This is a genomic window from Amycolatopsis sp. La24 (genome assembly GCF_029087445.1).
Lineage (GTDB): Bacteria > Actinomycetota > Actinomycetes > Mycobacteriales > Pseudonocardiaceae > Amycolatopsis > Amycolatopsis nivea.
Genome location: NZ_JARACH010000003.1, coordinates 304,208 through 315,705 on the forward strand (window position 1 = coordinate 304,208; position 11,498 = coordinate 315,705).

General features: G+C 67.7%; 12 protein-coding genes. 3 read left to right on the forward strand and 9 right to left on the reverse strand.

The annotated features are described in order from the left end of the window. Positions 1 to 15: 15 nt before the first annotated feature. The 9 genes from PUT80_RS06645 to PUT80_RS06685 all read right to left on the reverse strand — a co-directional run bounded on the left by PUT80_RS06645 (position 16) and on the right by PUT80_RS06685 (position 9,263). On the reverse strand, positions 16 to 1,194 hold the full coding sequence (locus tag PUT80_RS06645) for an ABC transporter substrate-binding protein (protein WP_275291394.1): 1,179 nt from the start codon (positions 1,192 to 1,194) through the stop codon (positions 16 to 18). 96 nt (positions 1,195 to 1,290) lie between these two features. After that, positions 1,291 to 1,677, reverse strand: a complete 387-nt coding sequence (locus PUT80_RS06650; RefSeq protein WP_275291395.1) for a nuclear transport factor 2 family protein — start codon at positions 1,675 to 1,677, stop codon at positions 1,291 to 1,293. 11 nt (positions 1,678 to 1,688) lie between these two features. Further along, positions 1,689 to 2,456, reverse strand: coding sequence for a MoaF C-terminal domain-containing protein (locus PUT80_RS06655; RefSeq protein WP_275291396.1), 768 nt, complete (start codon positions 2,454 to 2,456; stop codon positions 1,689 to 1,691). A gap of 154 nt (positions 2,457 to 2,610) precedes the next feature. After that, positions 2,611 to 3,552 (reverse strand): helix-turn-helix domain-containing protein, encoded by a 942-nt coding sequence (locus PUT80_RS06660; protein ID WP_107051170.1) that lies wholly within the window; start codon positions 3,550 to 3,552, stop codon positions 2,611 to 2,613. 83 nt (positions 3,553 to 3,635) lie between these two features. Continuing rightward, positions 3,636 to 4,688: a 3,4-dihydroxyphenylacetate 2,3-dioxygenase gene (gene hpaD / locus PUT80_RS06665; RefSeq protein ID WP_037817795.1), complete on the reverse strand. Its 1,053-nt coding sequence runs from the start codon at positions 4,686 to 4,688 to the stop codon at positions 3,636 to 3,638. Continuing rightward, complete coding sequence (gene hpaE, locus PUT80_RS06670; protein WP_275291397.1) at positions 4,685 to 6,193, reverse strand: 5-carboxymethyl-2-hydroxymuconate semialdehyde dehydrogenase; 1,509 nt, start codon at positions 6,191 to 6,193, stop codon at positions 4,685 to 4,687. Before hpaE ends, hpaD begins: the two co-directional genes overlap by 4 nt. A 2-nt stretch (positions 6,194 to 6,195) precedes the next feature. Beyond that, positions 6,196 to 7,140, reverse strand: coding sequence for a 4-hydroxy-tetrahydrodipicolinate synthase (gene dapA, locus PUT80_RS06675; protein ID WP_037817798.1), 945 nt, complete (start codon positions 7,138 to 7,140; stop codon positions 6,196 to 6,198). A gap of 15 nt (positions 7,141 to 7,155) precedes the next feature. Next, positions 7,156 to 7,830, reverse strand: a complete 675-nt coding sequence (locus PUT80_RS06680; protein WP_037817800.1) for a GntR family transcriptional regulator — start codon at positions 7,828 to 7,830, stop codon at positions 7,156 to 7,158. Further along, positions 7,818 to 9,263, reverse strand: a complete 1,446-nt coding sequence (locus PUT80_RS06685) for a fumarylacetoacetate hydrolase family protein (protein ID WP_275291398.1) — start codon at positions 9,261 to 9,263, stop codon at positions 7,818 to 7,820. Before PUT80_RS06685 ends, PUT80_RS06680 begins: the two co-directional genes overlap by 13 nt. Before the next feature lie 246 nt (positions 9,264 to 9,509). Here PUT80_RS06685 and PUT80_RS06690 point away from each other — a divergent pair, with 246 nt between their 5' ends. Genes PUT80_RS06690 through PUT80_RS06700 form a run of 3 tightly spaced genes read left to right on the forward strand, consistent with a single transcriptional unit; the run spans position 9,510 to position 11,417 of the window. Then, positions 9,510 to 10,187 (forward strand): SAV_915 family protein, encoded by a 678-nt coding sequence (locus PUT80_RS06690; protein ID WP_158714543.1) that lies wholly within the window; start codon positions 9,510 to 9,512, stop codon positions 10,185 to 10,187. 2 nt (positions 10,188 to 10,189) lie between these two features. Further along, positions 10,190 to 10,537, forward strand: a complete 348-nt coding sequence (locus PUT80_RS06695; protein ID WP_037817805.1) for a hypothetical protein — start codon at positions 10,190 to 10,192, stop codon at positions 10,535 to 10,537. Positions 10,538 to 10,547: 10 nt separating this feature from the next. After that, entirely contained in the window at positions 10,548 to 11,417 is an 870-nt protein-coding gene (locus PUT80_RS06700) for a hypothetical protein (protein ID WP_275291399.1), read from the forward strand. The last annotated feature ends 81 nt before the right edge of the window (positions 11,418 to 11,498 follow it).

Consider the following 11,498-nt stretch of genomic DNA (forward strand, 5'->3'; position numbering starts at 1 on the left):
CCAGAGCGGATCGGGTCAGCGCCGCGGAATCCGCAGCCAGTCGGTACCGGCGATCTCCCACCGGTTCGTGCCCGTCGCGAGCTTCACCGGCCAGCCCGCGATGTTGTCGTGGTGCGTCTGTCCGGGGCCGAACACGTACGGCGTGCCGACCATCGGATCGGAGATCGGCTTCATTTCGCGCAGCGCCTTCGTCACCGATTCCCGCGTGATGTCGCCCGGCATGCCTTCCAGCACCTTCAGGAAGTACTTCGCCGCGAGATAGCCGCCCTGGCTGAACGAGGTCAGCGGAATGTTGTTGCGAGTCATGAGATCCCGCCACTCCTTGGTGCGCGGGCTCGACGGATCGGTGAACGGGTAGAACTCGGCGGGCACGTAGACGCCCTTGCCCGCGTCGGAAACCGCTTTCGCGTACTGTTCACTGTAGACACTCGTGAGCAGCAGCCAGGTCACGTCTTTCCAACCTTGTGCCTGCGCGGCTTTCAGCTGGCCGATCGAGTCGGGCTCCACCGGGTTCACCGTCACCGCCTTGCACCCGGCGGCACGCGCCTTCACGATGTAAGGCGTGTAGTCGGAACCGTTGTACGGCACGGTCGCGTCGACGTACTTCAGTTTCTTGCCGGTGATTTTCGACCATTCGTCAATGGCCGCGCGGTAGTATGGCAACGTGTTCCCGGCGATTTCCAGCAGTGCGCACATGTCTTGCAGGTGCAGCACTTCGGAGCCGTACAGCAGGGTCAGCGTCATGTCGTGGAACGGCCCGACGTTGGCCGGCCCGATGTTCGGGCTGGTGAAGCACGACGGGTCGACGCCGATGCCGGAGATGGAGAGGACTCTTTCCTGCTGGTAGTACTTGGCGTTGATCTGGCATTCGATGAGGCTCGACGAACCGACCAGCGCCACCGCCTGGTCGCCGCCCACGATTTCGCGGGCCGCGGCCGCCGCGGCGGCGGGGTCGCCCTTGTCGTCGATGGCGTGGTATTCGATCTTGCGCCCGTGCACGCCGCCCGCCGCGTTCGCCGCGTCGAAGACGGCCTTGGCGGCCTGGGAGGATTCCGGGAAGGTGGCGGGACCGCTCAGCGCGTTGACCGAGCCGACCACGATCGGTCCGTTCGGATCGGCGGTGCCCGCGCAGCCCGCCGCGACCAGCGTGACGAGCACGGCCGACGCGAGCGCGGGCAGGAACTTTCTCATCATGGCTCGGCTTTCCGGTCCACAGTGACCAGAGGGGGAGGGGAGAGAGAACGGGGGCGGTGCCGGGGGAAGGACCGGCACCGCCGTGGCGCGGCAGGCTCAGTCGGTCGCCGGGGCGACCGGTGCGGAATCGACGATCTGCTCGAAGCTCGCGACCTTGTCGCCGTCGAACTTCCACACGTGCGCCACGCGCGCGGTGAAAGCCTTGCCGGACTTGCGGTTCTTGCCGGTGTAGGTGCCGAGCCCGACGATCGAATCACCGGCGTCCAGCAGCGCGGACAGGGAGAACTGGTAGCCGTCCCAGTCGCGGGCGATTGCCTCGAAGACGTTGCGCCGTACCTCGTCCGGCCCGGTGTAGGTGCCCGCGTAAGGGAATCCGGCGGCCTCGGTCCAGGTGGTCTCGGGGCCGATCGGCGCGAGCATGCCGTCGAGGTCGCCGCGGTCGCTCGCCTCGTAGTGCGCGGTGATCACGTCCAAATTGGACACAGGGAAACTCCTTAAACGGGCTGGACGTCGGGGTAGCTGATCGAGCCGAGCGGGTAGATGTGCCCGCCCGCGCGGGAGTGCTCGGACCGGCCGTCGCCGGTGATGCCGAGGAAAACGCCGGTGGTGCGCAGGTCGTAGCCGAGGTCGTGCAGCCACACGCTGGCCACCGCGATCCGGAACTCCCGGAAGCAGAACAGGTACAGGCCGTCGGCGAACTTCCAGACAGTCGACATGTCCACGTCGCCGTGCCCGCGCTGCACGCCCTCGACGCACTGCCAGCAGTAGCGTTCGGAGGAAAGGTAAACGTGCTCGTACAGGTGGTTCGGGCTGTAGCGGTAGACGTTGCGCTTGCCGATGAGGTCCCGCGACGGCCTGGGCACGTCCCCCGTCGGCTCGCCGCCGTCGGTGGTGCCGGCGTGGAAGGTCTGCGAAACCCGCGGCGTGCCTTCGATGTCCTCGTCGCCGATCACCGACCGGATGGTCATCGCGCGGTGCGTGGTGGTCGAGTAGACGATCGTGCGGGCCTCGCCTTCGACGCTCGTCAGCGGCAGATTCACGAAAAAGACGTCGGGACGCACGGCGACCGCGTCGTACGGGTCCTCGACGCCGTTGAGAGTGAGCCGTTCGCCGTCGAGGAACCGCAGCTCGAGCTTCGCGCCGTCATCGAGCGTGACGGTGAGCTCCTGCCCGGTGAGGTCCGCGTTGGGCAGCCGGTAGGTGTCGATCCCGGCGGCGAACTCGTCGTAGGTGCGCCATTCGTCAGGGGAAGGGTCGGACATGCCCATCATGCTCGCCGCGCCCCGGCCCGGGAGCGAACGTTCGTGCGCTGGCGGGCAACTGCCGGACGCTCGCGGTCAATACCAGCGGCTTCGAGGCGAAACGGCAACGGCGCCCCCGGTGATCGGGAGCGCCGTGGAGGGTGTGGGAGCCGGGTCAGCCGCGGGCGCGGAGCTCACTCGGCGACTGTGCGAAGGCCGCCCGGAACACCCGCGAAAAGTGCGCCGCGTCGACAAATCCCCACCGCGCCGCGATTGCCGCCACCGGACGTGCCGCCAGCAACGGATCCCGCAGATCCCGGCGGCAATGCTCCAACCGCCGCTGCCGGATCCACCCGGCCACCGTCGTCCCTTGCTCCTGGAACAACCCGTGCAGATGCCGCGTCGAGATGTAATGCTCCGCGGCGATCTGCGCCGGACCGAGATCAGACCGCGAAAGATTGGCGTCGATGTAACTGCGGATCCGCCGCATCAGGTCGTGGTGCGGGTCGGCCGCCGTGCGGTCCAGGTCGAGTTCCGTGGCCAGCATCGTGGTCAGCAGGTCGACCGCGTTGTGGGCCAGCCGCACGCCCACCGGGCTCGTCAGCACGTCCAGATTCCCACCCAGCTGCGCCAGGAACGGCACCACGACGTTGCCGACGCCCTCGCGCCCGGACATCCGCACCGCGGTGAGCTGACCAACCAGATCACGTGGCAGGTCAACCTGCTGCTGCGGGAACATCAGCACCAGCGTCCGGAAATTCTCTTCGAACACGAGAGAGTACGGCCGGTTCGTGTCGTACAGCGCGACGTCGCCGGGCCGCAGCACGGCTTCGCGGCCGTCCTGAGTGAGGATGCCAGTGCCGGCCAGCATGACGCTCAGCTTGTAGCACGGCCGGTCGGCGCGGGCGATCAGTTCCGGTGTGCGCTCGACGGCGTGCGGGGACGCGGTGATCTCGGTGAGCGCGATCTCGCCCGCCTCGTGCGTGCGGAGCCTGCCGTGGAACCGGTCGCGGTGCTCGGTGCTCACCTGCAGCGGCACGAACGATCGCAGGACAGCGGACCGGAACTCCGTGAAGTCCTGCGCGACCGTGGTCGGCGTCTGCAAGATAGCCGTCATCATGTCACCTCTCCGTCGAAGTGCCGGTACCGCTGCGTGCCCGGGGAAGGGACCTGGCGCCCCTTCCCCGGACGGGACGCACCTTAGACCTGTTCGCCCAGTTTGAAACCCTGGTCGGCCCCGTCGGCGCGGGTGTAGGAGAACCCGTCCGCGCCGATGGTGACGTCCATTTCCTTCGTCTCGGTGCGTTCCTCGACCGGCTGGAGCTTCCCGTCCAGGTCGAGCACCCGCGAGGCCTCGGTGTACCAGCTCGGCACCACCGGATTGCCCCACCAGTCGCGGCGCTGGTTGTCGTGCACGTCCCAGCTGATCACCGGGTTGTCCGGGTCGCCGGTGTAATAGTCGTGGGTGTAGATCTCGATCCGGTGCCCGTCCGGGTCACGCACGTACAAATAGAACGCGTTCGACACGCCGTGGCGGCCGGGACCGCGCTCGATCTGGTCCGATTTCCGCACCGCGCCGAGGTGGTCGCAGATGTGCAGGATCTGGTGCCGCTCGTGCGTCGCGAACGCGATGTGGTGCAGGCGAGGGCCCGCGCCGCCGGTGAGCGCGACGTCGTGCACGGTCGGTTTGCGGAACATCCACGCCGCGTACACGGTGCCCTCGTCGTCCACGATGTCCTCCGACACCCGGAAGCCGAGGCCCTCGTAGTACTTCCGCGCGGCCGGGACGTCCGGCGTGTTCACGTTGAAGTGGTCCAGCCGCGACAGCGCGCCCGGGCCGTGCACGTCGTAGCGCTGGGTGAAGCGCTCGACGTGTTCGGCCTCGTAGAAGAACTCGATCGGGAAGCCGAGCGGGTCCACCACGCGCACCGCTTCGCCGATGCCGCGCGTGGTTCCCGCCGGGACGCGGCGCACCTCGACGCCGAGTTCCCGGTAGTACGCCTCGGCGACGTCGAGTTCGCCCTCGCCGCGCACGCGGTACGCGAGCACGGCCAGCGCCGGTTCCGCGCCCTTGCGCAGGATCAGAGAGTGGTGCAGGTATTCCTCGAACGCGCGCAGGTATATCGCCTGGTCGTCCTCGTATGTCACGACGAGGCCGAGAACGTCCACATAGAACTCTCGCGACGCTTTGAGGTCGCTGACGATCAATTCCGCGTAGGCGCAGCGGATGACGTCCGGCGGGGTCGTGGTCATGCCTTGTCCTTCCCGGCCCCGAAGCGCGCCGTGTGCACGTCGCCGAGCGTGATGTGCACGGCCTGCTGTTCGGTGTAGAAGTCGATCGAGCGGTAGCCGCCTTCGTGGCCGAGGCCGGACGCCTTGACCCCGCCGAACGGCGTGCGCAGGTCGCGCACGTTGTGCGAGTTCAGCCAGACCATGCCGGCGTCGATGCTCTGCGCGAAGTTGTGCGCGCGGGTCAGGTCGGCGGTCCAGACGTAGGCGGCCAGGCCGTACTTGACGTTGTTCGCCAGCTCGAGAGCTTCTTCGTCGGTGTCGAACGGGGTGATCGCCACGACCGGGCCGAAGATCTCCTCCTGGAAGATCCGCGCGTCCGGCTTCACGTCGGCGAACACCGTCGGGGCCACGTAGTTCCCGGTGTCCAGGCCCTCCGGACGGCCGCCGCCCGCGAGCAGTTTCCCTTCCGTCTTGCCGATTTCGATGTAGCTCATCACCTTGTCGAAGTGCTCCGGGTGCACGAGCGCGCCGACCTCGGTGGCCGGGTCGTGCGGGTCGCCGACCACGATGTTGCGGGCGCGTTCGGCGTACCGGGCGCAGAACTCCTCGTAAATCGGGCGCTCGACCAGGATCCGGCTGCCCGCCGTGCAGCGTTCGCCGTTGAGCGAGAAGACGCCGAACAGCGTGGAGTCCAGCGCGGCTTCGAAGTCCGCGTCGGTGAACACGACCGCCGGGGACTTGCCGCCCAGCTCCATCGACATGCCCTTGAGCCCGGGCGCGCAGTTGCGGAAGATCGTTTCGCCGGTGGTGGTTTCGCCGGTGAACGAGATCAGCCGGACGTCCGGGTGCTTGACCAGCGCGTCGCCCGCTTCCTCGCCGAGGCCGTTGACGAGGTTGAACACCCCGTCCGGCACGCCCGCCTCGCGGAAGATGTCCGCCCACAGGCTCGCCGACAGCGGCGTGAACTCGGCGGGCTTGAGCACCACGGTGCAGCCGGACGCCAGCGCCGGCGCGAGCTTCCAGCTCTCCAGCATGAACGGCGTGTTCCACGGCGTGATCAGCCCGGCGACGCCGACCGGCTTGCGGTTGACGTAGTTGACCTGGCGGCCCGGCACCTTGTAGGTGTCGTCGGCCTGCGCGACGATCAGGTCGGCGAAGAACCGGAAGTTCTCCGCCGCGCGCTGCGCCTGGCCGAGCGCCTGCTTGATCGGCAGGCCGGTGTCGAAGGTTTCCAGCTCGGCCAGCTGCTTGTCGCGGCTCTCCACGAGATCGGCGATCTTGTTGAGGATCCGGGCGCGCTGGCGCGGCAGCATCTTCGGCCACGGGCCGTGGTCGAACGCCTCCTTCGCCGCGGCGACGGCGAGGTCGATGTCCTCGGCCTTGCCCGCCGAAGCCGTCATGTACGGCTTGTTGGTGACCGGGTCGAGCACCTCGAAGGTCTCGCCCGAGACGCTGTCGGCCGGCGCTCCGCCGATGTAGTGGCGGATGTGCTCCGGCAGGTTCTCCGGAACGTAGTGCGCGGTCATGGTCACTTTCCTTCCACGGTGAAGCCGTCGACGGGCGAGAGGTACTGCTCGCCCTGGCGCATCAGTTCGGTGATCCGGGCGATGCCCGGTTCGGTCGGGGTGATCAGCGGCGGGCGCACGAAGCCCGACTTGATCAGGCCGCGCTGCTCCAGCACCCACTTGCCCGGCGCCGGATTGGTCTCGACGAACAGCAGGTCGACCAGCGGGTGCAGGCCGTAGTGGATCTCGCGGGCGCGGTCGAAGTCGCCCTCGGTCCACGCGCGGTACATCTCGGCGCTGGCGGCCGGGGCGATGTTCGCGGTGGCGCTGACGAACCCGGTGCCGCCGAGGGAAAGCAGCGGCAGGCACAGCAGTTCGATGCCCGACCAGACGAGCAATTCCTTGCCGCACAAGTGCAGTACGCGGGAGAAGTGCTCGAAGTCCTTAGTGGTCTCCTTGATCCCGACGAAGTTGTCGAAATCGCGGAACAGCCGCGCGACCGTCTCCGGCGCGAGGTCGACCGACGTCCGGCTCGGCACGTTGTAGGCGACGATCGGCAGGTCCGGGAATTCCTTCGCGACCGTGGCGTACCAGCGGTAGAGCGCTTCCTGGGTGGGCCGCGCGTAGTACGGGGTGATGATCAGCGCGGCGTCGATGCCCGCGTCGCGTGCTTCGGAGGTCAGCTCCAGCGTCTCGTCGAGCTTCGCCGAACCGGTGCCGGGCATGAACGGCACCTTGTCGTCCACCGCCTTGGCGACCGTGCGGATCGTCTCCGCGCGCTCGGCCAGCGTCATCGCGCCGGGCTCGCCGGTGGAACCGCCGATCGAGACGCCGTGCGAACCGGACGCGAGCTGCCAGTTCACCAGGTTGGCCAGGCTGTCGTGGTCGACGGCGCCGTCGGCGGTGAACGGGGTCATCAGCGGCGCGATCGAGCCGGTGATGGCGTTCGGGGTACTGCGGAACCTCATGGGGTGGGGTCCTTCCTAGGGAGCTTCGGCGGGCGGGGCGGCCCGCCGGTCGAGGTAGGCGTCGAGGGTTGCGGTGCGGTGCCGGCGCGCGGCCAGTTCGAGTTCCAGCGGGTCGGCGTTCTGCTCGATCAGCACCAGCAGTTGTTCGTGTTCCTTGACCGATTCGTGCGCGCGGCCCGGGACGAAGCTGAACGTCGAATCGCGCAGCGACGCCAGCCGGTGCCAGCCGCGGTGCACGAGGTCGAGCACGTGCGGGTTCGGGCACGGTTCAAAGAGGACAGAGTGGAACTCTTGGTTCAGCTCGGTGAACCGGTGCGGTTCGAAGTTTTCCAGCGACAGGCGCATCTGCTCGTTGACCGCCCGCGCCCGTTCGATGTCCTCAGTGGACAGTTTCGGCGCGGACAGCGAGGTGGCGAAACCTTCCACCAAGGCAAGCGTTTGCATGGTGTGCTCGTAGGCGGTCTCGTCGACCATCACCACCTGCGCGCCGACGTTCCGCTCGAACGTGACCAGCCCTTCGGCTTCGAGCAGCCGGATCGCCTCGCGCACCGGGACGACGCTGACGTCCAGTTCCTTGGCGATCTGCCCCAGCACCAGGCGATAGCCGGGACCGAAGGTCCGGTCCGCGATCCGGTCCTTGATCCAGCGGTACGCGCGCTGGGATTTGCTCTCGCCTGCTACGGGCGCCACTGGGCGTACCTGGCCTTCCAGTGCTCGTTCATCGGGTAGAGGCCGTCGACGCTTTCGCCGTTCGCGACCTGCTCCGCGATGAACGTTTCCTGGCGTTCCTGCTCGATCGCCGCGTCCGCGATCTTTTCCACCAGGTGCGGCGGAATCACCAGGACGCCGTCGGAATCGCCGACAATCACGTCGCCCGGCTGAACGGTCGCGCCGCCGCACGCGATGGTGATGTCGACGTCCCACGGAACATGGCGGCGACCGAGCACGGCCGGATGCGGGCCGGAGTGGTAAGTCGGAATGTCCAGCGCTGCCACCGCAGCCAGGTCACGAACGCCGCCGTCGGTGACGATGCCCGCCGCGCCGCGGACCTGGGCACGCAGCGCGAGGATGTCGCCGATCGTGCCGGTTCCCTTTTCCCCGCGGGCTTCCATCACCAGGACGTCGCCGGGGTTGAGGGAATCGATGGCGCGCTTTTGGGCGTTGAAGCCGCCGCCGTGGGATTTGAAGAGGTCCTCGCGGAAGGGGACGTAACGAAGCGTCCTCGCGCGGCCGATGAGTTTCGTGTCCGGACGGGTGGAGCCGAGGCCGTCGATGGAGACGTGGTTGTAGCCGTTTTTGCGCAGCTGGGCGGAAAGCGTTGCCGTGCCTACGCTGGTGAGCTTGGTCTTGAGTTCCTCGGTGAGCACGAATTCCGCCGGGAGCCCCGCGGATTCCCGGTCGCCGTAAGCCTGTTCGCGCTGGTTGTCGTCGATTTTGGGCTGAGCACTGAACTCCGGGAGCGGCGTAGTGCCCTCCACGACCGGCGTGACCAGCCGCCCGGTGGTGAGGTCGCCATGGCTGACCTCGACCTCGACCGTGTCGCCCGGCTGCACCACGGACGACCCCGCCGGAGTCCCGGTGAGGATGACGTCGCCGGGTTCGAGCGTGCTGAGCTGGGAGAGGTCGGCGACGAGGGTGCCGAAGTCGAAAATGAGGTCCTCGGTGGTGTCGTCCTGGACGAGCTTGCCGTTGACCCAGGTGCGGACGCGAAGATTTTTGGGGTCGACCTCCGCGGCCGGGATGGTCGCCGGACCGAGCGGGGTGAACCCGTCGCCGCCCTTGGAGCGGAGGTTGGAACCACCGTCGGCGTGCCGCAGATCGTATACGCCAAAGTCGTTGGCGGCGGTGACGCTCTCGACGCAGCCCCAGCCCTCATCCGGACTGACGCGGCGGGCCTGCTTGCCGATGATCAAGGCGATCTCGCCCTCGAAGGCAAGGAGTTCGGTACCCGCGGGGCGCTCGATCGGGGTGCCGGAGGCGCTGATGGAGGTGACGGGTTTGACGAAGTAGGAGGGTTTCGCGGGGGTCCTGCCGCGTTGCTTCGCGCGGGACGGGTAGTTCAGATGAAGCGCAATGACCTTGCCCGGCCGCTCCGGCGGGGTGGTGCTCGATACGGGACTCATGGGGGTTGACCTGCCCGGATGTCGTCGGGAGAGGAAGATATCTCAAAAGATATACGATCCTGGCTGGTTGGGGCAAGGGGTCGCTTCTGGGCTTGCCTGGTAACGCCTACGGGCGTGTCCCCGGGTATCCCCGCTGGTCAGACGTGTTTATTCAGCGCTGGCTGTTTGCGACCTGCTGACAATCCCTTGCTTCGGCCACTACAGTGACGGCGCGAGCACGCACAGTTGTGCGGGCAGGGGGTGAAGATGGCGGGTCACTCTGACGCGTCCAACGTCGTCCAGGCGCTAGTACGCCTCGACGACGTGCCGGAGCGGTTGCCGGAGCTGGTGTTCGTGCTGGTCATCCTGGGTCCAGAGGGGCAGCCGGGCAGGCTCGAAGTCCGTCGCACCACGCGGAACGAGTCAGCGGTCGCGGCCTATTCGTCGATCGATCGGCTGGTCGATGCCTGCGGGAGCGGACAGCCGTGGGCGCAAGTCGCTCGCGACCGGTTGCTCGAAGCATGCCGCGAGCTGGGAATCGGCATCGTGGCGTTCGATGCCGTGCTCGACCTCGTACCGCGGTATCCCGAGATCGACAGCCGGGATCAGCCTCCGCTGGAGCCGGTCCGGCCGCTGGACGACCAGGACGGCTTCCTCTACGTGCCTTCGAGGCCGGTCCGGGCCGGCCAGCAGATAGTGGAACTGGAACTGCAGCCGGCCCGCAACGGCAGGCCGGTGCTCCTGGCCTACACCTCGCCGGAGCTGCTGGCCGCGGGGTGCGGACCGTATCAACCCTGGGTCGCGATCAACGGCGACGAGCTCGAAGCCGTCGCGGACGAGGCGGGAGCGCACGGGGTATTGCTCAATCCCGTGCTCGCCGAAGAGTCCCGGCACGCCGCTCCCGTGCGCGATTGGACGTCTCGGCCCGCGATCGGAGGGGAGTAGCCATGTCCGCGCCCTATGGGGACACGACCGGTTACAGCTTCACCGAAGGAGCGCTCAAGAGCATTGCCGGCCAGTTGCGCGATGCGGAGAAGGCACTCGACGGCGTCACCTCGAACGTCGTGCGCGGTGTCGACGCGGGTGCGTCGTCCGCGATTGTCGGGACCGTGCTGGACGACCTGGTGAAGATGGGCGTCGGCGCGGCTGGCGCAGCCGGTGGTGCGGCGGAGAAGGTGCACGCCGCCAACGGTGCCTACGACGACATCGAAAACACCCACGCCGGGCAGCTCAAGCTCAATGACAAACACGCCGACGATCCTGATACGCAGAGGGAAACGCACGTCCACGGCTGAGAGGGGCAGCATGGGGCAAGCGCTCAACACCACGGTGAACGGCTCGTCCGGCACCTGCGTCGCTGCCGCGGACTGGCTGCACACCGTCGCCGAGGCAGGACATCGAGCCGCCGGGAACGTCCGTGCCGCACGCAGCGGTGCCGAGGCGGGCTGGCACGGGCCTTCGAGCCAGGCGTTCCAGGAATCGATCGCCAACATCGACGTCGCCGCGGACGACATGGCGAACTGGGCCGCGACTGCCGAGCGCGGCCTCCGGGAGTTCGCGTCGTCGCTGGACGCGGTGACAGCCCGGATGAACGAAGCACTCGCCCAAGCGCACGCAGGCGGGTTGCGGGTCGACGGCCCGTTCATCGTCGAGCCCGATCCGATCCCCGCGAACAAGCCCGGCACTCCGGTCGAGGTGTGCACCGCCGGCGGCGCGACCCGGGCGGTCGGCACCTACCAGGGCGACATCAAGCAGTACAACACCCTTGTCTTTCAGTACAACGGCAAAGTCGCCGCCTACAACGAGTGCAAAGCGATCGTCGATGCGGCACGGACTGCCGAAGGCAATGCGCACCAAGCGCTCCAGCACGCCCTTCAGCCGCCGTCGGGACGGCTCGACATCGACGCCTACGTGGTGGGGACAACCACCATCGCCCGGGTCAACGGCTACATCAGTTCGTTCGAAAACCCGCGCAAGGAAGCGCTTCTCAACGCCCAGCGTTCCGCGGCCAGCGCGCAGTTCTTCGATGATTGGGCGCACGGCACGTGCGTCAGCCTGACCGCACTCAACAAGGAGGACCTCGCGTGGGCGGCCGGCAAGGCGCGGGACAACAAGACTGCGTACGAGACGGGACTGTTCCAAGATCGGTGTTTCCGGCCCGACACGCCGGGCTGAGGTCCGGCGGGATGGGCACTGTGAGTGATGACATCGGAGCTTGTGAGTCCACGTAAGCGTGACGAGAAGCCGGCGCGGGAG